The sequence below is a fragment of the Zeimonas sediminis genome, assembly GCF_023721795.1.
GTDB classification, from domain to species: domain Bacteria; phylum Pseudomonadota; class Gammaproteobacteria; order Burkholderiales; family Burkholderiaceae_E; genus Zeimonas; species Zeimonas sediminis.
Genome location: NZ_JAMQYE010000001.1, coordinates 776656 through 799402, shown reverse-complemented (window position 1 = coordinate 799402; position 22747 = coordinate 776656). Strand labels below are relative to the sequence as shown.

The following is a 22747-nucleotide window of genomic DNA, read 5'->3' as shown; positions in this document are numbered from 1 at the left end:
GTGGTCGTTTCCGAAGTCTGCATCCGCCGGCCGGTCTTCGCGACCGTGCTGTCGCTGGTGATCCTGCTGATCGGGCTGGTTTCCTACGACCGGCTGCAGGTCCGCGAGTACCCGAAGATCGACGAGCCCACCGTCACGGTCTCGACCCGATACCCCGGGGCCTCTGCCGAGATCATCGAGTCGCAGGTGACCAAGCCGCTCGAGGACTCGATCGCCGGCATCGAGGGCGTCGACGTGCTGACCTCGATCTCGCGGCCGGAGCAGAGCCAGATCACGGTCCGCTTCCGGCTCGAGCGCGACCCCGACGGTGCCGCCGCCGACGTGCGCGACCGGGTGGCGCGCGTGCGGGCCAGGCTGCCCGACGCGGTCGACGAGCCGGTCATCGCGAAGGTCGAGGCCGACGCCAACCCGATCATCTGGATGGCCTTCACCAGCGACACGCTGTCGCCGCTCGAGGTGTCGGACATCGCGAACCGCTTCGTCAAGCCGAGGCTGCAGACGCTGCCGGGCGCTGCCGACGTCCGGATCTTCGGCGACCGGCGCTACGCGATGCGGATCTGGCTCGACCCGGACCGGCTGGCGGGCTTCAACCTGACGCCCGGCGACGTAGAGGAAGCGTTGCGCAGGCAGAACGTGGAGCTGCCCTCGGGCCGGATCGAGAGCGCGCAGCGCGAGTTCACGGTGTCCTCGCAGACCGACCTGCAGCGGGTGCAGCAGTTCGAGGACGTCGTCGTGCGCACCGTCAACGGATATCCGGTGCGCATCCGCGACGTCGCCCGCGTGGGCATCGCCCCCGAGAGCGAGCGCAGCATCGTGCGCTTCAACGGCCGCAACTCGATCTCGCTGGGCCTGATCAAGCAGGCCACCGCCAATCCGCTCGACCTGGCCCAGGCGCTGAAGAAGGAGCTGCCGCTGATCCAGGAGCAGCTGCCCGAGGGCCTGCAGGTCAGCATCGCGAACGACAACACCGTCTTCATCGAGCGCTCGATCCGCTCGGTCTACACGACGATCGCCGAGGCCGTCGTGCTGGTGGCGGCGGTCATCTTCCTGTTCCTCGGCACGCTGCGCGCGAGCGTCATCCCGCTTGTCACGATCCCGGTGTGCCTGGTCGGCGCCTTCGCGCTGATGCTCGTGGCGGGCTTCTCGATCAACACGCTCACGCTGCTTTCGCTGGTGCTGGCGATCGGCCTGGTCGTCGACGACGCGATCGTCATGCTCGAGAACGTCTGGCGGCACATCGAGGACGGCATGGAGCCGGTGAAGGCCGCCCTGGTCGGCTCGAAGGAGGTCGGCTTCGCGATCGTCGCGATGACGCTGACGCTCGCCGCGGTCTACGCGCCGGTGGCCTTCACCACCGGCCGCACCGGCCGGCTGTTCATCGAGTTCGCCCTCACGCTGGCCGGTGCGGTGCTGGTCTCGGGATTCGTCGCGCTGACCCTCACGCCGATGATGTGCGCCAAGCTGCTGCGTCACGACCCGTCGCCCGGCCGGCTGGTGCGGGCGATCGACGCGACGCTCGACGCGATGACCCGCGGCTATTCACGGCTGCTGCGCCTCACGCTGTCGGCGCGCTGGCTGGTCGTGCTGCTCGGGCTCGCGGTGGCAGCGGCCAGCGTGCTGCTCTGGAGCGGCATGAAGCGCGAGCTCTCGCCGGTCGAGGACCGCTCGACGATCGTCGCGATCTTCAACGGCCCCGACGGCGCGTCGATCGACTACACCGACCGCTACGCCCGGCAGGTCGAGGACATCCTGCGCTCGGTGCCCGAGGTCAATCGGGTGTTCATCGTGACCGGCAACCCGACGGTGGCGCAGGGCATCAGCTTCACGCGGACCATCGACTGGGCGGACAGGGAGCGCAAGATCCCCGAGATGATCCGCGAGGTCCAGCCGAAGCTTCTCGGCATCCCTGGCGTGCAGGCCTTCGCGGTGGCGCCCGCCTCGCTGGGGCAGTCGCCGCGCGAGCGGCCGATCAACGTGGTGATCCTGAGCTCCGATCCGTACGAGACGATCCAGCAGGTCATCGACCCGCTGCTCGCCGACATGCGGGCCGACCCGCGCTTGCAGGGCGTCGACAGCGACCTGCGGCTGAACAAGCCCGAGCTGAAGATCGAGGTCGACCGCGACCGCGCGGCCGACGCCGGGGTGCCGGTCGACGCGATCGGCCGCGCGCTGGAGACCGCGCTCGGCGGCCGGCAGGTCACCCGCTTCAAGCGCGAGGGCGAGCAGTACGACGTGATCGTGCAGTTCGCGCAGGGCGACCGCAGCACGCCGCAGGACATCTCGCGGATCTTCGTGCGCGGCCGCGGCGACCGGCTGCTGCCGCTGTCCAGCCTGGTCACGGTCCGCGAGGGCGTGACCGCGCGCGAGCTGAACCACTTCGCGCAGCGCCGGGCGGTCACGATCACGGCCAACCTGGCGCCCGGGGCCTCGCTCGGCGAGGCGGTCGACGCGATCGAGAACTACGCGGCAAGGCACCTGAAGCCGGGCTACGGCCTCGACTACAACGGCCAGACCCGGGAGTTCAAGCAGTCGTCCACCGCGCTGCTGGTCACCTTCGCGCTCGCGCTGTGTTTCATTTACCTGGTGCTGGCCGCGCAGTTCGAGAGCTTCGTCGACCCGCTCACGATCATGTTCTCGGTGCCGCTGTCGATCACCGGCGCGCTCGCGCTGCTGCAGTGGACCGGCGGCACGATGAACGTCTACAGCCAGATCGGCCTGATCACGCTGGTCGGCCTCATCACGAAGCACGGCATCCTGATCGTGGAGTTCGCGAACCAGCTGCGCGATGCCGGTCGCGAGCTGCGCGAGGCCACGATCGAGGCGGCCAGCCTGCGACTGCGCCCGATCCTGATGACCACCGGGGCGATGGTGCTGGGCGCGGTGCCGCTGGCGCTGGCCACCGGTGCCGGCGCCGAGAGCCGGATGCAGATCGGGATGGTGATCGTCGGCGGCATGACTTTCGGGACGCTGCTGACGCTGTTCGTCGTGCCGACGGTCTACACTCTGCTGGCGCGCCGGCGGCACCTGCTGCCGGCGGCGGGTGCCCCCGAGGGGGGCGCGCCTGACACCGGCGCCGCCGCGGGCGCGCCGCCCATCCAGACCGGACACCCCGCACGATGAGCCTTCGACAGATCGTCCTCGACACCGAGACCACCGGGCTGTCGCCCGAGGACGGGCACCGGGTCATCGAGATCGGCTGCGTCGAGATCGTCGACCGCCGGCTGAGCGGCCGGCGGCTTCACCTGTACATGAACCCCGAGCGCGAGATCGACCAGGGCGCGCTCGAGGTGCACGGGCTCACGCTCGAGCGCCTGAGCAGCGAGCCGCGCTTCGCCGAGGTGGCCGACCGGATCGCCGAGTTCGTCGCGGGCGCCGAACTGCTGATCCACAACGCGCCTTTCGATCTCGGCTTTCTCGACGCCGAGTACCGCCGGCTGGGCCGTCCCGCCTTCGAGACGCTCGCGAGCGGCGTCGTCGACACGCTCGCGCTGGCGCGCGAGCTGCACCCGGGGCGGCGCAATTCGCTCGACGCGCTGTGCGAGCGCTACGAGGTGTCGAATGCGCACCGCACGCTGCACGGCGCGCTGCTCGACGCGGAATTGCTCGCCGACGTCTATCTGGCGATGACGCGCGGCCAGGACAGCCTGGAGATCGCGCTCGGCGGGGCGGAAGGCGCGGCGGCGGGCGGCGAGGCCGGCGGGCAGTGGCCGCCTCCCGGCCTGCGGGTCCGGTACGCCGACGAGGCCGAGCGCGCGGCGCACGACGCGCTGCTCGCCGACATCGCGCGCGAGGCGAAGAAGCCGCCGATCTGGACCGCGCTCGCCGCGCCGCAGGCCGAGGCGCCGGCGCCCGGCTGACGCGCCACCCGGCCGAGGCGCGCCCCCGGCCGAGCCACCGCCCCGGGAACCGGGGCGTGGCCCGATCGGGCTGGGCGGGCCGGCGAATTCGACTAAACTTCGTGGTCGAACACGAAGGACCGCATGAAAGAACATCGCCACGCCCGCGCCCGCGAGCGCAAGACCCATCTCTCCCCCGATGCCGAGCGGCTGGTGGCGGCTGCGCTGGGCCTCGCAAACTCGGGAAGCCGGGTCGAGGATCGTTTCTGGGAAGCCCAGTTGGCCGCCCGGATAGAGCGCCTGCTCGACAGCGGGCACATCCAGGCGGTCTACGACTCGCTCGACCGGCTTCACCAGACCGACAGCGAGGCCTACGGCGCGCTGATCGAGGCGGTCGAAGAGGCCGCCGAGACCGTCAGCGCGGACATCGAAGGGCAGCGCTGGGACATGCTGCTGGTCGCCGCGCCGCTGATCGTCTGGACCCGCTTCCGGATCCCGTCGGGGCCGCTGCCGGCCGACAGCGTGCAGGCGCTGTCGGCGCACTGGCAGGCCCACGTGCTGGCGCGGCGCTCGCGCTTCCAGCTGTCGCCCTACCTGTACAGCATCGACCAGCTGCCGCGCGATTTCGGCGAGCTGCGCCGGCTCACGCGCAAGCTGGGCCAGGCCGCCGTGGCCGGGCAGGCCGCCCGGCTCGACCTGCGCGCGCTGCCGGAAACCGCCGAGATGCTGGCCGATTCGCGCTACCTGCTCGGCGTCGTCGCGGTGCCCGCCGGCACGGCGCTGTTCCGCTGGCAGGAAACCGAGGCGGGCGACCACGCCAGCCGGGTGCAGTGCCTCGAGCAGTGGATCGCGCAGGCCCGGCCGAACATCGAGCCGCTGCTGCCGGGCTGCGGCTTCGAGTGCCTGCTGCCCGACGCCTTCCACCTGAACCTGCGCGAGTCCGATCGCCGGGTGCGGCCGTACTCGATCCGCGCCGCGGTGCACTACCTGACCCACGCGCTCGACATCGAGCCGGTGCAGATCCACGCCACGGTCGCGCCCTTCGGCGACGAGCGTGCCGACGAGTACCGGATCGGTCTCGGCATCGGCGACGACGACGAGGACATCGCCCACGGCATCGTCTGGCCGCTGCTGGGCGCCGAGAGCGAGGAAGACGAGCCGTCGCCGCTCGAGCAGATCCGCGAGGTCTTGCGCGAGGTCGGGGTGTCCGAGTTGCGGGTCTGGTCGGAGCTCACCGAGCCCGAGTTCTGCGAGGACTGCGGCGTGCCGCTGTATCCGAACGCCAAGGGCGAGGTCGTGCACGCGGAAATGCCGGGCGACGTCGAGCCCGAATCGACGCACTTTCATTGAAAGCCTGAAGAAGCCTGCGGCGCGCCAGCGGGGAGTTGCCGCGCTCTGATCAGCCGCCCGGCGCGGCCGTTTCGTCAGCGGCCCGGCACGGCCTTCTTCAGCGCGGCGCTCGCGTCCGCGATCCGGTCCGAAAGGTAGGCCCCGTAGAAGTCCGCCGACTGGTAGCCGATCAGCCGTTCGGCGATCTCGCCTTCAGGGCCGAGGAATGCCACGGTCGGCGCGACCCTTATCCCCAGGGTTCGGGCCAGTTCGGCCGGCGAGCCGCTCTCGAGGTAGGCCGAGCCGGCGGCGGCCGCGCCGCCGAAGGGTCGGCGGTCGAACATGTCGAACTCCACGACGATCACGCCGGCCGCCTTCGCGTCGCGCGCGAGATGCCGCAGGTGATCGCGGCGTAGCAGGTCGCACCAGGCGCAGCCCCTGGTCGAGAAGAGCGCGACCACCGGCCGGCCGCTCGCCCGGCTCTCGGCGAGCAGGGCCGACCACGATCCGGGGCGCGGCAACGCGTCGTGATGTCCCGGGATTCGCGAGGCCGCGTCGCCGCCGCCCGCATCCGCGCTCGCCGCGTGCACGGGGCCGCCGGCGCCGGCCAGGAAGAGGGCCAACGCCAGGCCGAGCGTCGCGTTCGGAGCGATCCGGATCCGGGGTGTCGAAGGTCTAGCTGACATTTGAAAACAATACCCTGCGGGGCGAGTGTAATGCTGCTTGACCATATGCGCATATGTGCATATAGTCCACCCCGCCGCGCAAGCTGATCCATGTCAAACGCGGCGTCGAGGAGATCCCCCATGGACGAACTCGGCCACGTCTTCGAGGCCGTCTCTCGCTACTTCACGCTGCTGTCCGAGCCGATGCGGGTCCGAATCCTGCACGCGATCTGCCAGCAGGAGAAGACCGTCTCGGAAATCGTCGCCGAGACCGGAGCGACCCAGACCAACGTCTCGCGCCACCTGAGCACGATGCACCGATCCGGTGTCCTCACGCGGCGCAAGGAGGGGAACTTCATCTACTACGGGGTTTCCGATCCGGCGCTCACCGAGATCTGCCGCACGGTCTGTGTACACATCGCGGGGCGCGACGAGTCCGGCGACCCCGGGCGCTCCAGCCTGATGGCGCTGGCCCGCGACCTCGACTCCGCGAGCCGCAAGACTTCCCCTTCCGCCAGCCGCCCCGCACGAGGCGGCATCCGGAGCAATCGATGACCGACCGCAAACCGATGCCGGGCCGTATCCAGAAGGCCCCGGAGAACTTCCTTTCGCCCGAGCTGATGGAGCAGGCGCGCCGCGCGCGCCGATCGTTCATGGGCAAGGCGCTCGCGATGGGCGCCGGCGCCACCGCCGCGACCGTGTCGAGCGCCGCGCGCGCCGACGACCCGGCGATCGTCAAGTTGCCCGCGCACACGACCGGCCTGGGCCAGCCGGTGGCCGCGCGCGGCTACGGCATGCCTTCGCAGTGGGAGCGCAACCTGCAGCGCCGCGAGAGCCCGGGCCTGACCCGCGTGTCGGCCGCATCGGTCAGCTTCGCGCCCTTGCAGGGCATGTTCGGGATCATCACGCCGAACGGCCTTCACTTCGAGCGCCACCACCAGGGCTGGTGGGACATCGACCCGAGCCAGCATCGGCTGATGATCAACGGCCTGGTCAAGGAGGCGCGCGTCTTCACGATGGACGAGCTGATGCGCCTGCCCCAGGTCTCGCGCATCCACTTCATCGAGTGCGGCGCCAATACCGGCATGGAATGGGGCAACGTCGCGGTGCCCACGGTCCAGTACACGCACGGCATGCTGTCGTGCTGCGAGTACACCGGCGTGCTGCTGTCGACCCTGCTCGACATGGTCGGCGCCGACACCAAGAAGGGCCGCTACCTGCTGGCCGAGGGCGCCGACGGTTCGTCGATGACCCGCACGATCCCGATGGCCAATGCGCTCGACGACGTGATGGTCGCGTGGGCGATGAACGGCGAGATGCTGCGTCCCGAGAACGGCTATCCGCTGCGGCTGGTGGTTCCCGGCATCCAGGGCGTGTCGTGGGTCAAGTACCTGCGCCGGCTCGAGGTCGGGGACAAGCCGTACGACGCGAAGGACGAGGTCCTGCACTACGTGGACCTGATGCCCGACGGCACGCACCGCCAGTACACCTCCCTGCAGGAGGTCAAGTCGGTGATCACGACGCCCTCGGGCGGCCAGGTCCTGCTCGACAAGGGCTACTACAACGTCACCGGCCTGGCATGGTCGGGCCGCGGCAAGATCAAGCGGGTCGACGTGTCCTTCGACGGCGGGCGCAACTGGCGCACCGCTCGCCTCGAGAACCCGGTGCTGTCCAAGTCGCTGACGCGCTTCAACGTCGACTGGGTCTGGGACGGCTCGCCGGCGGTCCTGCAGAGCCGGGCGATCGACGAGACCGGTCACGTGCAGCCGAAGCTGAACCAGCTGCGCGCGGTGCGCGGCACCCGGTCGATCTACCACAACAACGGCATCCAGTCGTGGAAGGTCGCCGACACCGGCGAAGTCTTCAACGTGCAGGTCTACTGAGCAGGCGACGGATGCGGAACACAGCCATGAACAAGATCAGCGGCGCGATCGCGTCGGCAACGCTGGCGGCGGCGATTGGCCTCGTCCCCGCGCTTGCCGGGGCGCAGACCCAGGGCCAGGCGCAGGCCCAGACCAAGGCGCAGGGCGCCCAGAAGACGCAGGTCGCCTCGGCGCCCAAGCCCTGGGCGAACATCGGGCGTCCGGCCACGCCGAACGAGGTCAAGGCCTGGGACATCGACGTGCGGGCCGACTTCAAGGGCCTGCCGCCCGGCTCCGGCTCGGTCGACCAGGGCATGGAGGTCTGGGAGGCCAAGTGCGCCTCGTGCCACGGCACCTTCGGCGAGTCGAACGAGGTGTTCACCCCGATCGTTGGCGGCACGACGAAGGAAGACATCAAGACCGGCCGGGTCGCCAACCTGACTCGCCGGGACTTCCCGCAGCGCACCACGCTGATGAAGCTCTCGCAGGTCTCGACCCTGTGGGACTACATCAACCGCGCGATGCCGTGGAACGCGCCGAAGTCGCTGAGCACCGACGAGGTCTACTCGGTCGTCGCCTACATCCTGAACCTCGGCGAGATCGTCCCCGGCGACTTCGTGCTGTCCGATAAGAATATCGCCGACGTGCAGAAGCTTCTGCCGAACCGCAACGGCAAGGCATTCTTCGAGCCGCTGTGGCAGGTGGCGAGCAAGCCCGACGTGCAGGGCGACGCCTGCATGAAGGACTGCGCGACCCAGATGGACATCCGGTCGATCCTGCCCGAGTTCGCGCGCGACGCGCACGGCAACCTCGCCGCGCAGAACCGGGTCGTGGGCCCGGTGCGCGGCGCCGACACGACGAAGCCGCCGGTGAAGTCGCTGTCCGAGGCCAGTGCGGTGGTGCAAGCGGCGCGCGCCACGGTGGTCGGCGCCGGCGCGAGCGCGCCCGCGGTCGCGGTGGCCCCGAAGCTCGCGACCGACGAACCCGCGGCCAAGGGCGAGGGCGGCAAGGCGCCGGCGCAACTGGCGGTCGAGGGGAACTGCATGGCCTGCCATGGCGTCGACAACAAGTTGGTCGGCCCGTCGTTCCGGCAGGTCGCGGAGAAGTATCACGGCACGCCGGGCGCAGCCGCGCTGCTGGCGGGCCGGGTGAAGAACGGCGGACAGGGCGTGTGGGGGCAGATTCCGATGCCGGCCAACGCCACGATCCCCGAAGAAGACATCCGCCGCATCGTCGGCTGGATTCTGGACGGCGCGCCCTGAGCGCTCCACCGAAGGGCCGGCGCGAAGGCGCCGGCGTTGCAAACCCGTCAGGCGCTCAGGCGTCAATCAACCAGCAGCTCTCTAAGGGAGACGACAGATGAATCACACTCGTCGCACGACTATGCAGGTCGCCGGCGGCGCGGGCCTCTACGCCGCGCTGGTCTCGATCGGCATGCTCAAGCCGGGCATCGCCTCGGCGCAGGCGTTCGACCGCGCGGCCTTCCAGGCCAAGGGCATCGCCGACACGCTGAAGGCGCTCGGCGCGGCCGACGCCACCGAATCGAAGGACGTCACGATCGTGTCGCCCGACATCGCCGAGAACGGCGCGGTCGTGCCGGTCGGCATCCGCAGCGCGGTTGCCAACACCCAGATGATGGCGCTCCTGATCGACAAGAACCCGAACGCGCTGGCCGGCGCGTACGAGCTCCTCGACGGCGGCATGCCCGAGGTCTCGATGCGGGTCAAGATGGGCCAGAGCTCGGACGTGGTCGCGGTCGTCAAGGCCGACGGCAAGTTCTACATGGCCCGCAAGGAAATCAAGGTCACCCTCGGCGGTTGCGGCGGCTGATCGCCCTCGCGCATCCGTATCGACAGCGAACACAGGAGAGAAGTCATGGCAGATCCGATGAAGATCCGCGCGAGCGCCAAGGACGGCGTCGTCGACGTCCGCGTGCTGATGGCCCACGAGATGGAAACCGGCCAGCGCAAGGACGCGTCCGGCAACCTGGTGCCGGCCTGGTACATCAACGAGGTGGTCGCCTCGCTGAACGGCAAGCCGGTCATGAAGGCCCACTGGGGGCCGGCGATCTCGAAGAACCCGTACCTGCAGTTCAAGATCAAGGACGGCAAGGCGGGCGACAAGGTCACGGTAAGCTGGGTCGACAACAAGGGCGACAAGCGCACCGACGAGGCCACGGTAAGCTGATCCTGGCATCTGCGACGAAGGGCGCCGCTGTTTCGCGGGTCGCGCCGTTCGGAGCGGATGCGATGACGGCCGCAGGTCTGTGAGCGGGCCTGCGGCCGGTTGTTCAAATTCGAACGAACACTCACGAGGAGGAAGGATCCGATGAGAAGTCTCCAACGGAAGTCCGTCGCCGCGATGGCGATCGGCTTCTCCGTCCTGGCGGCGCCCGCGATCGCCCAGACGGACACCCAGGCCGAGATCGAGCGCTATCGCGAGATGCTGCAGGACGGCAATCCGGCCGACTTGACCGTCATGAAGGGCGAGGCGCTGTGGAAGGAGAAGCGCGGCCCCAAGAACGCGAGCCTGGAGAAGTGCGACCTGGGCAAGGGCCCGGGCGTCGTCAAGGGCGCCTACGCCGAGCTGCCGCGCTACTTCGCCGACGTCGACACGGTGATGGACGCCGAGACGCGCATCGTTCACTGCATGGTCACGCTGCAGGGCTTCGACAAGGCCGAGGTCACGAAGAAGCCGTTCTCGGGCACCGGCCAGAAGGCGACCGATCTGGAGGCGCTGGCCGGCTACGTGGTCGAGGAGTCGCGCGGCATGCCGGTGAACGTGCCGCAGAACCATCCGAAGGAAATCGCCGCCTACGAGCGCGGCAAGAAGACCTTCCACTTCCGCGGCGGCCCCTTCGACTTCTCGTGCGCGTCCTGCCACGAGGGCGAGGGCAAGCGCATCCGCCTGCAGGACCTGCCCGACCTGACCCAGCCCGGCCCGGCGCAGAAGGCGTTCACGACCTGGCCGGCGTACCGCGTGTCTCAGGGCGCGCTTCGCACGATGCAGTGGCGCATGTACGACTGCTTCCGCCAGCAGCGCTTTCCCGAGCTGAAGTACGGTTCCCAGACCTCGATCGACCTGATCACCTATCTGGGCGTCACCGCCAAGGGCGGCAAGATGGATTCCCCGGCGATCAAGCGATGAGGAGGCCGACGATGAAAGCAGACTGGAAGATTCTCGTCGGCGGCGCGGTGCTGCTCGCCGGCTGCACCGCCACGCCGGGCGGCGTCAGCGACGAGCAGGTGACCGCCACGATCAAGGCCTCGTTCGCCGAGCGCGGGATCGCCAAGCTCGACCGGCTCGAGCAGACCGAGATGCAGAAGCAGTGCAGCGCCTACTCCGGCAAGGAGCTGCCCGCAGCGGTGAAGGAGAGCATCGAGAAGGCGGCGCTGGCTGCAGTGAAGTACCCGGCCGACGGCAAGTACCTGGGCGACTGGAAGGAAGGCGAGAAGATCGCGCAGAGCGGTCGCGGCTTCCAGTTCAGCGACAAGGCCGACACGGTCGCCGGCGGCAACTGCTACGCCTGCCACCAGCTGACGAAGGAGGAGATCTCCTACGGCAACCTGGGCCCGTCGCTGTACAACTACGGCAAGCTGCGCGGCGACTCGGAACCGATCGTCAAGTACACCTGGGCGCGCCTGTGGAACTCGCACGCGTTCTCCGCCTGCAACCACATGCCGCGCTTCGGCGCGGCCGGCATCCTGACCGAGAAGCAGCTGAAGGACGTGATGGCGCTGCTGCTCGATCCGGCCTCGCCGGTCAACAAGTAAGGCCTGCCTGCCGGCGCCCCGCCAAGGGGCCCGGCAGGTCGCCCCGGGCGGCGCCTGCCGCCGGGGCGGGCCCGGCCAGCCGGGCAACCCACTGGCGCACGCCGCGCCGCGAACCCCGACATCGAATCGCTCGCGCGACCGACCCGAAAATGCTGAACCGCAGAGAATTCCTCCAGATCCTCGCCACCGCCTCGGCCGCGGGCATGTCCCTGTCGTCCTGCGCCTCGATCGGCGAAACCGGCGGCGCCGGTGCCGGCGCCAAGGGCGATGCGTTGTACGACATCCCGAAGTTCGGCAACGTCAGCCTGCTGCACTTCACCGACTGCCACGCGCAGTTGCTGCCGATCTACTTCCGCGAGCCGAGCGTCAACATCGGGCTGGGCGACGCGCGCGGCCGCGCGCCGCACCTGGTCGGGGAACACCTGCTGAAGGCCTTCGACGTGAAGCCCGGCTCGGCCGAGGCGCACGCGTTCACCTACCTGGACTTCGAGGCGGCCGCCCGCACCTACGGCAAGGTCGGCGGCTTCGCGCACCTGTCCACGCTGGTCAAGCGGATGAAGGCCTCGCGGCCCGGCGCGCTGCTGCTCGACGGCGGCGACACCTGGCAGGGCTCGGCCACCGCGCTGTGGACCAATGCGCAGGACATGGTCGACGCCTGCAAGCTGCTCGGTGTCGACGTGATGACCGCGCACTGGGAGTTCACCTACGGCGCCAAGCGCGTCAAGGAGATCATCGAGAAGGACCTGAAGGGCCACATCGATTTCGTCGCGCAGAACGTGCGCACGACCGACTTCGAGGACCCGGTGTTCCCGTCGCACGTGATCAAGCAGATCAACGGCGTGCCGGTAGCGATCATCGGCCAGGCCTTCCCGTACACGCCGATCGCCAACCCGCGCTACATGGTCCCGGACTGGAGCTTCGGCATCCGCGACCAGGAGCTGCAGAAGGTCGTCGACGAGGTTCGCGCCAAGGGCGCGCAAGTGGTCGTCGTGCTGTCGCACAACGGCATGGACGTCGACATCAAGATGGCCTCGCGGGTCACCGGCGTCGACGCGATCATGGGCGGGCACACGCACGATGGCGTGCCGCAGCCGGTCATGGTCAAGAACGCGAAGGGCACCACGCTGGTCACCAACGCGGGCTCCAACGGCAAGTTCCTCGGCGTGCTCGACTTCGACGTGAAGAACGGCAAGGTGTCGGACTTCCGCTACCGCCTGCTGCCGGTGTTCTCGAACCTGCTGCCGGCCGATGCGCAGATGCAGGCCTACATCGACAAGGTGCGCAGCCCGTTCAAGGCGAAGCTCGAGGAAACGCTCGCGATCACCGAGGGGCTGCTCTATCGCCGCGGCAACTTCAACGGCACCTTCGACCAGCTGATCCTCGACGCGATGATGGAGGTCAAGGGCGCCGAGATCGCGTTCTCGCCCGGCTTCCGCTGGGGCACGTCGATCCTGGGCGGCCAGGCGATCACGCGCGAGCACGTGATGGACCAGACTGCGATCACCTATCCGTACACGACACTCACCGACATGTCGGGCGAGATGATCAAGACCGTGCTCGAGGACGTCTGCGACAACCTGTTCAACCCCGACCCCTACTACCAGCAGGGCGGCGACATGGTCAGGGTGGGCGGCCTGGAGTACACCTGCGACCCGATGGCCGACATGGGCAAGCGCATCCTCGACATGCGCCTGAACGGCAAGCCGATCGACGCGAAGAAGACCTACAAGGTCGCCGGCTGGGCGCCGGTCGCCGAGGGCGCGAAGGGCGAGCCGATCTGGGAAGTGGTCGAGACCTGGCTGAAGGCGAAGAAGACCGTGTCGCCGCGCAAGGCCAACCTGCCGCGCCTGATCGGCATGGGCGGCAACCCGGGCATGGCCTGACGCGATGAAGCGCCGCGACTGCCTGGGCCTGTTCGGCGGCGTGGCCGCCGGCGCGCTGGCCGGCGCTTTACCGGCCGCGGACGCCCTTGCGGCGCCGGGCGCGCCGGCGATCGGCAGCCCGATCGCGCTGCCGGCCGCCAGGCTGCTGGACGGTCGCGAGCTGCCCGCCGCGCACTGGGCGGGCAAGGTCGTCGTGATCGAGCTGTGGGCGACCTGGTGTCCGTTCTGCGCGCGCCAGAACCCCCATCTCGACACGCTGCATCGCAAGAACCGCGATCGCGGCCTCGAAGTGATCGCGCTGTCGATCGACCGCGAGGTCGACGCGGTGAAGAAATACATTGCCGAGCGCGGCTACCAGTTCCACGTCGCGATGTTCGACGACAGCTGGCGGGCCGCGATCGGCCGGCCGAAGGGGCTGCCGATCGTCTGGGTGGTCGACCGCAAGGGCAGGCTCGCGCGGCTCGAGATCGGCGAACTGTTTCCCGAGGACATACAGGACTTCGCGGGGCTGCTCTGATGCGGCCCGGCGATGTCGCGGCAGCAATCCAGGACCGGGGCGCATCGGCCCCGGACCGACGCTTTCCACGGAGGTCGCAGATGAAGTCCACGCATTCCCTCGCTTCCCGCTCGCTCGTCGCCGTCGCGGCGAGCGCCTCGCTCGCGCTGGCCGCCGCGGCGCTGCCGCGTCCGGCCGAGGCCCAGGGCCTGTTCACCACCCGCAGCCTGACGCTCGAGACCGCCACCAAGGCGGCGCAGGCCGCGCTCGAGGCCTGCCGCAAGGCGGGCTACCAGGTCGGCGTCGCGGTGGTCGACCGCGCCGGCCTGCCGCAGGTCTTCCTGCGCGATCGCTTCGCCGGCGCGCACACGGTGACCGTGGCGGTCGACAAGGCCTGGACCGCCGCTTCGTTCCGGATCCCTAGCGGCGAGCTCGGCAACGAGACCCAGCCGGGCAAGGCGATGAGCGGCATTCGCAGCACGCCCAGGGTCATGGCGATCGGCGGCGGCCTGCCGATCGAGGCTGCCGGCTCGACCGTCGGCGCGATCGGCGTCTCCGGCGCACCGGGCGGCGATGCCGACGACGCCTGCGCGAAGGCCGGCATCGACGCGATCCTGATCGACATCGAGATGTGATCCGTCTGCGCGGGCACCCGCCCGCGCGTTTGCCGATTTCTGGCGGACCGGGGGCAGGGCGCCGGCGCTCCGGAGATCCCCGGCGCGCCTCGCCGCCGCGGCCCGTCTGCTGCGGCACAATCGCGGCATGAGATTCTCCGGTTCAGGTATGGAGGGCGGGTTCCCGGCCGCGACCCGCGCGGGGCTCGTCCTGTTGCTCGGCTGCGTGTTGCCGTCCGCGGCCCAGTCGGTTCGCGCGCAGCCCGGCGGCCAGCCTTCCGCGCAGGAGCGTTGCCTGATCGAGCGACTGCGGGAAGCGGGCCCGGACACGACCGTCGGCGCGCTGCGCGCAGAGTGCGGCGAGGCGGCCCCGGTCGAGCTCAGCGTGCCCAGCATCGTCCAGCCGCTGGGCGCGCCGCGCGCCTTGCCCGACCTGACGAGCTCGCCGGTCGAGCGGCGGATCGTCGGCGAGTCGCGCATCTGGGGCGAGCGATTCGCGCTGCTGCCGCACCGGCCCAACTACCTGCTGCCGTTCTCCCACGCGCTGACGCAGCCGACCTCGGCCGGCGGCGAGGCGCAGCGCAACGAGATCAAGTTCCAGATCAGCTTCAAGCTGCCCCTGACGCCGCCGCTGTTCGACGGCAGGGCGGCGCTCTTCTTCGGCTACACCGGGCAGGCGTGGTGGCAGGCCTACGACACCGACCGGTCGGCGCCGTTCCGCGAATACAGCCACGAGCCGGAGATCTTCGCGGCCTGGCGCCCGTCGGGCAGCTTCCTGGGCTGGACGCCGCGGCTGGCGTCCTTCGGCCTCGTGCACCAGTCGAACGGGCGCAGCACCGGCGGGTTCTCGCGAAGCTGGAACCGCGTGTTCGCCGAACTGGTGATGGACCGCCCCGACGGCTGGTGGCTCTCGCTGCGCCCCTGGTGGCGCATCCCCGAGGACCCGAAGACGGATCCCGACGACCCGCGAGGCGACGACAACCCTGAGATCACGCGCTACGCAGGCGACGGCGAGGTCCGGCTCGGCTACGCCGGCGGCGAGCAGCGCTGGACGCTGACGATGCGCCGCGGGCTGGGCAGCGGCGGCAAGGGCTCCGCCCAGCTGGACTGGAGCCGGCCGACCGGCTTCAGTCCGCAGTTGCGCTGGCACGCCCAGTACTTCGACGGCTACGCCGAGAGCCTGATCGATTACCAGGTCCGCCTGCAGCGGATCAGCTTCGGCGTGATGCTGAACGACTGGTACTGAGGCCCGGCGGGCCGCCCGGCGCTCGAGTGGGGGGCGAGCGCGGGGCAAACGGGCGCTAGAAGGTCGACCAGCCCGGGCTGTCCTTGTCGAGCATCCGCTTGATCGACGCGAAGAGCATGTCGCTCTGCTGGCGCTCGCCGTCGACCTGCTCGGCCACGCGGGCGGCCAGCGCATCGTCGATCCGGCGAAGCGGCTTGCCGGCCGCGGCCTGGACCGCGAGCACCTGGTGCATGCAGGCCCGCTCCAGGTAGTACAGGTCGTCGAAGGCCCACGCGACGCTGGGGCCGACCACGGTGACGCCGTGGCTCGCCATGAACATGACCGTCTTGCCGGCGAGCTGCGACGCGATGCGCCGGCCTTCGTCGTCGTCGAGCGCAAGCCCTTCGTAGCGATCGTCGTAGGCCACGCGACCGTGGAATCGCAGCGCGTTCTGTCCGGCCATCAGCAGCCTGCCGCCTTCGACCAGCGTGAGCGCGGTCGCGTACGGCATGTGCGTGTGCAGGATGCACTTCGCGTGCGGGTTCATCCGGTGGATCCAGCTGTGGATGAAGAACGCTGTCGGTTCGAGCGGGTGCCTGCCGTCGAGGACATTGCCGTCGCCGTCGATCAGCAGGATGTCGCCGGCGCAGACCTCGCTCCAGTGCAGGCCCTGCGGGTTGATCAGGTAGCGGCCGGCGTCGATCTCGAGGCTGAAGTGGTTGCAGACGCCTTCGTTCAGGCCGCAGCGGGCGGCCCAGCGCAGCGCGGCGGCGAGGTCCAGGCGGCCCTGGCGGATTCGGTCTTGGGAGCTCATGGGAAGGGTTCGTCGATCTTCGTGGTTCGCGGGAGCAGTGTAGCGCGCGTCGCTCAGTGTTCGACCCTGCCGCGCAGCGCCTTGACGCGCCCGCGCTGGACCTTCTCGTCGACGCGCCTTCGTTGCGAGGCCCGAGTCGGCCTGGTCGGCGTGCGCGTCGGGGGCAGGTTGGCGGCGGCGTCGATCATCGCCAGCAGGCGCGCGATCGCGTCCTCGCGGTTCCTCTCGAGGCTGCGGAAGCGCTGCGCCTTGATGATGACGACGCCGTCGCTGCTGATCCGGTGATCGTGCATCGCGAGCAGCCGTTCCTTGACCGGCTCGGGCAGGGTGGAAGCGCGGACGTCGAAGCGAAGCTGGATCGCGTTCGACACCTTGTTGACGTTCTGGCCGCCGGGGCCCTGGGCGCGGATCGCGGTCAGTTCGATCTGCGAGGCGTCGGGGGTCAGCAGGGGATCGCGGGCCGCATCGTCCATAATTGCGCGATCTTACGCCGCCCGCGAGGACGACCTCGCGCCGCCATCGGCCCGCGGCCGGGCGCCGGCCATGCCGGCAGTGGGCGATCCGGCAGGGACGACCCCGCCTCGAGCAAACGCAGGGAAGCCGCAAATGGCCTGGTTCGTGCTCTTCGTCGCCGGACTCTTCGAGATCGGCTGGGCGGTGGGACTCAAGTACACCGAGGGGTTCACGCGTCCGCTGGCCAGCGGGCTGACGCTGGCGGCCATGGTGCTCAGCGTGCTGCTGCTCGGGCTGTCGCTGAAGTCCTTGCCGCTCGGCACAGCCTACGCGGTGTGGACCGGCATCGGCACGATCGGCACCGCGGCGCTGGGGATCCTCCTGTTCGGCGACCCGGTCACCGCCGCGCGGCTCTTCTTCATCGGCCTGATCGTGGCCGGCATCGCGGGGCTCAAGTGGCTCGGCTAGGGCCTGGGAGCCGGCCCTGGGCGGGATACAGGGCCTCGAGGATCGCGAGCGCGGTCTCGGCGAGCAGGGGATCGAGCGCGGCGGCGATCGCGTCGCGCGCGTCGGGCTCGTCGCGCAGCGTCCACGCGTGCTCGAAGGCCGCCTGTCGCTCGCGCAGTCCGGCCTCCACGACGCTGCGCCAGTGCGGCGGGTGCTCCGACGGCGACCAGTCCCCGCGCCCGCGCCCGTAGTGCGCGACCGCCAGGTAGCCGAGCAGCGCGGTGACCGTCAGCTCGCGGAGCATCGCCTCGGACCAGGCGATCGACGAGGACTTGGCCCCCCGCACCACGTTGTAGCCGCGCGCCAGCCCGAACGCGCCCAGTGCGCCGATGACCCCGCCCGCGAGCAGGCCCGCGCCGAAGCTCAGCCCGCCGGTGGCCAGGTCGGCCTTCAGGCCGGCCAGCGCGCCCGACACGGCCCCGCCGACGACCGCCGCCTTGCGCTCGCTGAGCGGCTCGCGCACCACGTAGTGCTCGGCGAGCCGGGCCAGCACCTCGGCGCCGGCCTCGCCCTTCAGCCCGTGCAGCGCGATCAGCCGGTCGGTGCCGGCCCGGATGTCGGCGTCGAGCCGGTCGGCCAGCGCGCGCATCGCGGCGCGGCGGCCGGGCGAGGGGGATGTGCGCAACAGGCCGAGCAGCCCGTCGTCGGCGAGCACCTCGCGGTCGCTCGCCGCGCGCGCCAGGCGGGCGACGAGCACCGCGATCGACGCGTCGAAGGTCTCGCGACGCCCCGCGCTCCAGGCAGCGACGATCCGCGCGAAGGCGGGACCGGCGCCGGGCGGCACCAGCGGCGACAGCGCCCGCAGCAGGGTCTCCTCCTGGACCCAGCAGCGCGCGAAGGCGTCGAGCGGCAGCACCGCGCGCACCTGGGCCGAGGCCGCGAGGTGGCGCCGCCAGCGATCGATCTCCGCGGCCTCGTCAGCGGCCGGGCGAGGCCTGCCGAGCTGGTTGAGCAGCACGACCACCGGCTTGCCGATCCAGTCGAGCACCCGCATCTCGTGCGCCACGTAGCCGGCCTCCTCGGGCGGCTCGGATGCGTTGACCAGGTACAGCACGATGTCGGCGCTGTCGCGAACGTTTCGCACCGCCTGCTGGCTGGACCACAGGGCCCGGTCGCGGAAGCGGTCCCAGACCGCACCGAGGAACCAGCCGATCGGGTCGCCCGAGGACTCCAGGCGCTTCGCGAGGCGGGCGCTGTCGCCGAAGCCCGGGGTGTCCCAGAGCAGGAGCCGGTCGCCCTCGGGGGTCTCGACCAGCGCGTGCGCGTCGGTCGACTCGGTCACGTGCGCCTCGTCGCGGACCTCGCCGACCTCGCGCCCGAGCAGGGTGCGCGCGAGCGTGGTCTTGCCGACGTTGGTGTGCGAGATCAGGCTCAGCGAGATCGTGCGGATGGCGCCGTCGTTCATCGTCCTGCCTCGGCCACGGGGCGGTGGCGCGCTGCCTCGGCGAGCGCGGCCCCGGCTGCGCGCTCGATCGCGGACGGGTCGTCGCGCTCCAGGTCGACGAAGGCCAGCGCATGTCCGCCCGAGGCCATCATCCGGGTCCAGGCCTGGCGCCGTTCGGCGAGTCGCCTGGTTGCGGCATCGTCCTGGCCGAAGCGCGCAATGAAGGCCGACTCGTCGACCAGGGCGATCAGCGGCACGGCGGGGGCCAGCGCGCCGGCCATGCCCGCGAGGAAGCGGCCGTGCGTTTCGGTCTCGGGCGTGGCGGTGATCGACAGCAGCGCGATGGCCGCGGCCGGCGGCTCGCCTTCGGGCAGCCGGTCGCCGGTCGCATCCTCGTCGCCGTAGGGGACCGGCGCGAGCATCTGCAGGCGCGCGGCAGGGCCGAACAGGCGCGTCGCGAGCGCCTGCAGCGCGCGCCGGGCCGCATCCGACGGCTGCAGGTTGTACGGCTGCACGAGAACTCGGGTCGGCTGTCCCCTGAGCGAGCGCGTCAGCGCGGCGAAGTAGGGCTCGTCGAGCGGAATCGGGAAGTCGGCGGCCAGCCGGCGCTCGACGACGGCGCTGCGAAGCGCCAGCGCCAGTCGCGGCAGCACGACGACCAGCCCGGTCGTGACCGCGTAGAGATGGATCCAGGGCGCGGCCACCACGCCCGGCCCGGGAAAGCGCATCGCCTGCAGCGCCGCCGCGTCGGGCAGCGCGATGCCGGTGAGCGCCGAGGCCGGCCCGAGCACCAGGCCGAGGATCGCTGCGACGCTGCCGGCTTCCAGGAAGGTGCTCTCCCATCCGGCGCGATATTCGAAGGCGAGGCCGCGCAGGTACAGGCCTGTCAGCGCACCGCAGGCGAAGGCGATCGCCGCCACGTGGAGCGCGCGTGCGACGCGCGCCGCGTTCAGTGCGGCGCTGGCGGCCGTCCAGTCGCGCGCGAAGCGGGCGAGCGCCTCGCTGGCGTCGCCGGCGCCGGGCCGCGGGCGCAGGCGCGCCAGGCCGGATCGCGCTGCACGAGCGAAGACGCGGGCGATCGGCCCCGCGCCGGCGCCCGCGCCGAGGGCGCGCGCCGCGATCGCCAGGTAGACCGCCAGGTTCCAGAGCAGCAGCGCCAGCAGCGGGGGAGCGAGCAGGTTGATGCGCTGCGAGGCCCCGGCCGCGTCCGCGGCCACCCCCAGCGCCAGCGCGGCCGCTGCCGCGGCCCAGGCCGTCCACGGACGCCAGGCCAGGGCGCGCGCCAGCCGGCCGGCAGCGGGCTCTCGCTCGGCGATTCTCTGCAGCGCGACCCGCGCGCGGCGAGCAACGAAGACATCGACCGGGGCCTGCTCGCCCTCGGCCTGGGCGGCGGTCCGGCTCGCCCAGGCGCGGTCGTCGTCGCTCCAGGGCAGGGAGCCGGCCGGCGCCGTCTCCCAGGCGCGCACGAGCAGCGCGGCGCGGGCGTCGGATTCGTTCATCGCGAGCGGCCCGGCCCGGGCGGGTCGAACAGGGCGCCGTCGACGCCGGCCCAGTCGCGAGCGACTTCGTCCAGGCCGGCCGGCGCGCGCGCGATCCGCGGGCGCGCGAAGCGCCTCACCGTGTCGCGCGGCGGCTCGTCGCGCAGGTACTCGACCGGCGACTTGCCGTCGACGCGCGCCAGCATCAGCGCCGGCAGCAGCGCGGCCGCGCGGCCCTCGAGGTCGGCGCGCGGCTCGAAGCGTGCCTCGGCGAAATAGGCCTCCACGAAGGCCGAGAAGGCCTCGCGCAGGGCGGACCGGCAGTCCGGGCGCACCAGCGCCTTGAGCAGCAGGTGGTTGAGGCAGAACGCGACGTCGAAGGCCGGGTCGCCGTACCAGGCGCACTCGGCGTCGAGCAGCACCGGCCCATGGGGTCCGACGAGGATGTTCTTGGGGCTGACGTCGCCGTGGACCAACGCGATCCGCGCGGCGCCGGTGCGCTCGGCGAGCGACTCCAGCCGGCTGGCCAGGTCGGGGTGGCGACTCGCGGTCGCGAGAAGGTAGGGCTCGAGGCGCAGCGCGTGGAAGTTGGCCAGGGTCGGGAACTCGGCGGCGAGCGCGGGATCGTGCGCGCTGGCCGCGTGGATGCGGCCGAGCACTTCGCCGACCGCGCGGGCGGTCGCCGGCTCGACCCTGCCGTCGAGCAGTTGCCGTTTCCAGACCGGGTGGCGTTCGGGGTCGAGGTAGGCCATCGCGAACAGCCCGGCCTGCGGATCGTGGGCCAGCGGCTCGGGCACCGCCTGCGGCACGTGCCGCGCCGCGAAGCGGATCCACGCCCACTCGTAGGCGTTGCGCGAGGTGGGCGCGCGCCAGTCGGCGGCGACCTTCAGCCGGGGCAGCGCGCGCTTCACGCAGACGGTGCCGCGCCGCGTGTCGACACGCCAGATGTCCGACGACACGCCGCCTTCGAGCGGCGTGCAGCGAACCGTCTCGCCGGCCTCGGCAAGCCCGTGCGCGGCGAGGAAGGCCGAGATCCGCGCGGCGACGTCGTCGCCTCCTGCCTGCGCGGCCGCGGCAAGGCCGCCGCTTCCTGGCGTCCCGGCCTGGTTCATCGCCGCCCGGACAGCGCGGCGATGCCGGCGAAGGGCGCGCCGCTTTCTTCCTCGATCCGCAGCAGCTGGTTGTACTTGGCCATGCGCTCGCCGCAGCGCACCGAGCCGATCTTGATCTGGCCGGCGGCGGTGCCGACCGCGAGGTCGGCGATGAACGGGTCCTCGGTCTCGCCCGAGCGCGCGGAAACCACCGGCGCGTAGCCGGCGCGACGCGCGCGCTCGATCACGTCGAGCGTGCCGCTCAGCGTGCCGTTCTGGTTCAGCTTGACCAGCACGCCGTTGCCGACGCCCTCGGCGATGCCGCGATCGACCCGCGCCGGGTTGGTCGTGAACAGGTCGTCGCCGACCAGTTGCACGGCACCGCCGAGTCGCTCGGTGAGCCTGCGCCAGCCCGCCCAGTCCTCCTCGTCGAGCGCGTCCTCGATCGACACGACCGGGAAGTCGCGCACCCAGCCGGTGGTCATCTCGATCATCTCGTCGCTCGTCGCGTCGCGTCCCTCCCGGGCCAGCCGGTAGACGCCCGGCGCCGGTCCCTTCAGCGAGGTCGCGGCGACGTCGATCGCGATCGCCACGTCGCGCCCCGGCTCGAGGCCGGCCCGCGCGATCGCCTCGATCATCAGCTCGAGCGCCTCCCGGCCGGTGGCCAGGCCGGGGCTGAGGCCCCCTTCGTCGGCCAGCAGCGTGGAAAGGCCTCGGGCAGCCATCGCCCCGGTGGCGGCCATCCGCACACGCGAGACGACGTCGATCGCTTCCTCGATCGAGGAAGCGCTGGCCGGTACCGCGAGGAAGTCCTGCACGTCCATGCCGCGGCCCGCATGCAGGCCGCCGGACAGGATGTTGACCATCGGCATCGGCATCGTCGGGCGATCGGTGCCCGACAGTTCGGCGAGCCGGCGGTACAGCGGCTGGCCGAGCGCCGCGGCGGCGGCCCTGCAGGCGGCCAGCGACACGCCGAGCACCGCATTGGCGCCGAGTCTCTCCAGTTGCGGGGTTCCGTCGAGCTCACGCAGGCGCGCATCGAGGCCGCGCTGGTCGCAGGCATCGAAGCCGCGCAGCGCGGCGGCGATCTCGCCATTGGCGTTGGCGACCGCGCGGCGCACGCCGAGTCCGCCGTAGCGGGCCGGATCGCCGTCGCGCAGCTCGTGCGCCTCGGCCGCGCCGGTGGAGGCGCCGGAAGGCACCGATGCGCGACCGATCGCGCCGCCTTGCAGCGCGACGTCGACTTCTACGGTGGGACGGCCTCGCGAGTCGAGGACCTGGCGGGCGCGCAGCGCGCGGATGGAAGTGGCGGTCATGGGGGAGGGCAGGGCTTCGGA

Annotated in this window: 22 protein-coding genes; 15 read left to right on the top strand and 7 right to left on the bottom strand. The window is 71.1% G+C overall.

Annotated elements, in window-relative coordinates:
• The 3 genes from M6I34_RS03735 to M6I34_RS03725 all read left to right on the top strand — a co-directional run bounded on the left by M6I34_RS03735 (position 1) and on the right by M6I34_RS03725 (position 5186).
• On the top strand, positions 1-3120 hold the full coding sequence (locus tag M6I34_RS03735; RefSeq protein ID WP_272484369.1) for an efflux RND transporter permease subunit: 3120 nt from the start codon (positions 1-3) through the stop codon (positions 3118-3120).
• Positions 3117-3857 (top strand): DNA polymerase III subunit epsilon, encoded by a 741-nt coding sequence (dnaQ, locus tag M6I34_RS03730; protein ID WP_272484368.1) that lies wholly within the window; start codon positions 3117-3119, stop codon positions 3855-3857. Before M6I34_RS03735 ends, dnaQ begins: the two co-directional genes overlap by 4 nt.
• Before the next feature lie 123 nt (positions 3858-3980).
• Complete coding sequence (locus M6I34_RS03725; RefSeq protein WP_272484367.1) at positions 3981-5186, top strand: DUF2863 family protein; 1206 nt, start codon at positions 3981-3983, stop codon at positions 5184-5186.
• A gap of 74 nt (positions 5187-5260) precedes the next feature.
• On the opposite strand, the gene M6I34_RS03720 is transcribed toward M6I34_RS03725, so the two are convergent.
• Positions 5261-5851: a thioredoxin family protein gene (locus M6I34_RS03720; protein ID WP_272484366.1), complete on the bottom strand. Its 591-nt coding sequence runs from the start codon at positions 5849-5851 to the stop codon at positions 5261-5263.
• Between the two features lie 120 nt (positions 5852-5971).
• Between M6I34_RS03720 and M6I34_RS03715 the strand changes: the two genes are divergently transcribed.
• The 11 genes from M6I34_RS03715 to M6I34_RS03665 all read left to right on the top strand — a co-directional run bounded on the left by M6I34_RS03715 (position 5972) and on the right by M6I34_RS03665 (position 15704).
• On the top strand, positions 5972-6385 hold the full coding sequence (locus tag M6I34_RS03715; protein ID WP_272484365.1) for an ArsR/SmtB family transcription factor: 414 nt from the start codon (positions 5972-5974) through the stop codon (positions 6383-6385).
• Positions 6382-7713, top strand: a complete 1332-nt coding sequence (gene soxC, locus M6I34_RS03710) for a sulfite dehydrogenase (RefSeq protein ID WP_272484364.1) — start codon at positions 6382-6384, stop codon at positions 7711-7713. Before M6I34_RS03715 ends, soxC begins: the two co-directional genes overlap by 4 nt.
• A 26-nt stretch (positions 7714-7739) precedes the next feature.
• A complete protein-coding gene (locus M6I34_RS03705) occupies positions 7740-8954 on the top strand; it encodes a c-type cytochrome (protein ID WP_272484363.1) in 1215 nt (404 codons plus the stop codon).
• 97 nt (positions 8955-9051) lie between these two features.
• Positions 9052-9522, top strand: coding sequence for a thiosulfate oxidation carrier protein SoxY (gene soxY, locus M6I34_RS03700; RefSeq protein ID WP_272484362.1), 471 nt, complete (start codon positions 9052-9054; stop codon positions 9520-9522).
• Positions 9523-9567: 45 nt separating this feature from the next.
• Positions 9568-9879, top strand: a complete 312-nt coding sequence (gene soxZ / locus M6I34_RS03695) for a thiosulfate oxidation carrier complex protein SoxZ (protein WP_272484361.1) — start codon at positions 9568-9570, stop codon at positions 9877-9879.
• A gap of 141 nt (positions 9880-10020) precedes the next feature.
• On the top strand, positions 10021-10839 hold the full coding sequence (gene soxA / locus M6I34_RS03690; protein ID WP_272484360.1) for a sulfur oxidation c-type cytochrome SoxA: 819 nt from the start codon (positions 10021-10023) through the stop codon (positions 10837-10839).
• 11 nt (positions 10840-10850) lie between these two features.
• Positions 10851-11465 (top strand): sulfur oxidation c-type cytochrome SoxX, encoded by a 615-nt coding sequence (gene soxX / locus M6I34_RS03685; RefSeq protein ID WP_272484359.1) that lies wholly within the window; start codon positions 10851-10853, stop codon positions 11463-11465.
• A gap of 149 nt (positions 11466-11614) precedes the next feature.
• Positions 11615-13348 (top strand): thiosulfohydrolase SoxB, encoded by a 1734-nt coding sequence (gene soxB, locus M6I34_RS03680; protein ID WP_272484358.1) that lies wholly within the window; start codon positions 11615-11617, stop codon positions 13346-13348.
• A gap of 4 nt (positions 13349-13352) precedes the next feature.
• Positions 13353-13865, top strand: coding sequence for a TlpA family protein disulfide reductase (locus tag M6I34_RS03675; protein WP_272484357.1), 513 nt, complete (start codon positions 13353-13355; stop codon positions 13863-13865).
• An 80-nt stretch (positions 13866-13945) separates the two neighbouring features.
• The gene (locus M6I34_RS03670; RefSeq protein ID WP_272484356.1) at positions 13946-14479 is read left to right on the top strand and encodes a GlcG/HbpS family heme-binding protein; all 534 of its coding nucleotides are present in this window, start codon (positions 13946-13948) and stop codon (positions 14477-14479) included.
• A gap of 127 nt (positions 14480-14606) precedes the next feature.
• Positions 14607-15704 (top strand): phospholipase A, encoded by a 1098-nt coding sequence (locus tag M6I34_RS03665; protein WP_272484355.1) that lies wholly within the window; start codon positions 14607-14609, stop codon positions 15702-15704.
• A gap of 55 nt (positions 15705-15759) precedes the next feature.
• On the opposite strand, the gene M6I34_RS03660 is transcribed toward M6I34_RS03665, so the two are convergent.
• Both M6I34_RS03660 and arfB read right to left on the bottom strand, forming a co-directional pair.
• Positions 15760-16497, bottom strand: coding sequence for an aldolase (locus M6I34_RS03660; RefSeq protein WP_272484354.1), 738 nt, complete (start codon positions 16495-16497; stop codon positions 15760-15762).
• A 53-nt stretch (positions 16498-16550) separates the two neighbouring features.
• Positions 16551-16970, bottom strand: coding sequence for an alternative ribosome rescue aminoacyl-tRNA hydrolase ArfB (gene arfB, locus M6I34_RS03655; protein WP_272484353.1), 420 nt, complete (start codon positions 16968-16970; stop codon positions 16551-16553).
• Positions 16971-17103: 133 nt separating this feature from the next.
• Here arfB and M6I34_RS03650 point away from each other — a divergent pair, with 133 nt between their 5' ends.
• The gene (locus tag M6I34_RS03650; protein ID WP_272484352.1) at positions 17104-17418 is read left to right on the top strand and encodes an SMR family transporter; all 315 of its coding nucleotides are present in this window, start codon (positions 17104-17106) and stop codon (positions 17416-17418) included.
• On the opposite strand, the gene M6I34_RS03645 is transcribed toward M6I34_RS03650, so the two are convergent.
• From M6I34_RS03645 to eno, 4 genes are read right to left on the bottom strand one after another with little or no spacing between them, the layout of a single operon-like run.
• Positions 17402-18862, bottom strand: coding sequence for a DUF3482 domain-containing protein (locus tag M6I34_RS03645; protein ID WP_272484351.1), 1461 nt, complete (start codon positions 18860-18862; stop codon positions 17402-17404). The genes M6I34_RS03650 and M6I34_RS03645 overlap by 17 nt on opposite strands.
• The gene (locus M6I34_RS03640; RefSeq protein ID WP_272484350.1) at positions 18859-20340 is read right to left on the bottom strand and encodes a DUF2868 domain-containing protein; all 1482 of its coding nucleotides are present in this window, start codon (positions 20338-20340) and stop codon (positions 18859-18861) included. Before M6I34_RS03640 ends, M6I34_RS03645 begins: the two co-directional genes overlap by 4 nt.
• Entirely contained in the window at positions 20337-21431 is a 1095-nt protein-coding gene (locus tag M6I34_RS03635) for a phosphotransferase family protein (protein ID WP_272484349.1), read from the bottom strand. The genes M6I34_RS03640 and M6I34_RS03635 overlap by 4 nt, the downstream gene beginning before the upstream one ends.
• Complete coding sequence (gene eno, locus M6I34_RS03630) at positions 21428-22726, bottom strand: phosphopyruvate hydratase (protein WP_272484348.1); 1299 nt, start codon at positions 22724-22726, stop codon at positions 21428-21430. Before eno ends, M6I34_RS03635 begins: the two co-directional genes overlap by 4 nt.
• Between the last annotated feature and the right edge of the window lie 21 nt (positions 22727-22747).

Excerpts from the sequence above, each read along its gene's own strand:
- dnaQ (WP_272484368.1), top strand. The coding sequence starts at position 3,117 with ATGAGCCTTCGACAGATCGTCCTCGACACCGAGACCACCGGGCTGTCG.
- M6I34_RS03725 (WP_272484367.1), top strand. The coding sequence starts at position 3,981 with ATGAAAGAACATCGCCACGCCCGCGCCCGCGAGCGCAAGACCCATCTC.
- M6I34_RS03720 (WP_272484366.1), bottom strand. The coding sequence starts at position 5,851 with ATGTCAGCTAGACCTTCGACACCCCGGATCCGGATCGCTCCGAACGCG.
- M6I34_RS03715 (WP_272484365.1), top strand. The coding sequence starts at position 5,972 with ATGGACGAACTCGGCCACGTCTTCGAGGCCGTCTCTCGCTACTTCACG.
- soxC (WP_272484364.1), top strand. The coding sequence starts at position 6,382 with ATGACCGACCGCAAACCGATGCCGGGCCGTATCCAGAAGGCCCCGGAG.
- M6I34_RS03705 (WP_272484363.1), top strand. The coding sequence starts at position 7,740 with ATGAACAAGATCAGCGGCGCGATCGCGTCGGCAACGCTGGCGGCGGCG.
- soxY (WP_272484362.1), top strand. The coding sequence starts at position 9,052 with ATGAATCACACTCGTCGCACGACTATGCAGGTCGCCGGCGGCGCGGGC.
- soxZ (WP_272484361.1), top strand. The coding sequence starts at position 9,568 with ATGGCAGATCCGATGAAGATCCGCGCGAGCGCCAAGGACGGCGTCGTC.
- soxA (WP_272484360.1), top strand. The coding sequence starts at position 10,021 with ATGAGAAGTCTCCAACGGAAGTCCGTCGCCGCGATGGCGATCGGCTTC.
- soxX (WP_272484359.1), top strand. The coding sequence starts at position 10,851 with ATGAAAGCAGACTGGAAGATTCTCGTCGGCGGCGCGGTGCTGCTCGCC.
- soxB (WP_272484358.1), top strand. The coding sequence starts at position 11,615 with ATGCTGAACCGCAGAGAATTCCTCCAGATCCTCGCCACCGCCTCGGCC.
- M6I34_RS03675 (WP_272484357.1), top strand. The coding sequence starts at position 13,353 with ATGAAGCGCCGCGACTGCCTGGGCCTGTTCGGCGGCGTGGCCGCCGGC.
- M6I34_RS03670 (WP_272484356.1), top strand. The coding sequence starts at position 13,946 with ATGAAGTCCACGCATTCCCTCGCTTCCCGCTCGCTCGTCGCCGTCGCG.
- M6I34_RS03665 (WP_272484355.1), top strand. The coding sequence starts at position 14,607 with ATGAGATTCTCCGGTTCAGGTATGGAGGGCGGGTTCCCGGCCGCGACC.
- M6I34_RS03660 (WP_272484354.1), bottom strand. The coding sequence starts at position 16,497 with ATGAGCTCCCAAGACCGAATCCGCCAGGGCCGCCTGGACCTCGCCGCC.
- arfB (WP_272484353.1), bottom strand. The coding sequence starts at position 16,970 with ATGGACGATGCGGCCCGCGATCCCCTGCTGACCCCCGACGCCTCGCAG.
- M6I34_RS03650 (WP_272484352.1), top strand. The coding sequence starts at position 17,104 with ATGGCCTGGTTCGTGCTCTTCGTCGCCGGACTCTTCGAGATCGGCTGG.
- M6I34_RS03645 (WP_272484351.1), bottom strand. The coding sequence starts at position 18,862 with ATGAACGACGGCGCCATCCGCACGATCTCGCTGAGCCTGATCTCGCAC.
- M6I34_RS03640 (WP_272484350.1), bottom strand. The coding sequence starts at position 20,340 with ATGAACGAATCCGACGCCCGCGCCGCGCTGCTCGTGCGCGCCTGGGAG.
- M6I34_RS03635 (WP_272484349.1), bottom strand. The coding sequence starts at position 21,431 with ATGAACCAGGCCGGGACGCCAGGAAGCGGCGGCCTTGCCGCGGCCGCG.
- eno (WP_272484348.1), bottom strand. The coding sequence starts at position 22,726 with ATGACCGCCACTTCCATCCGCGCGCTGCGCGCCCGCCAGGTCCTCGAC.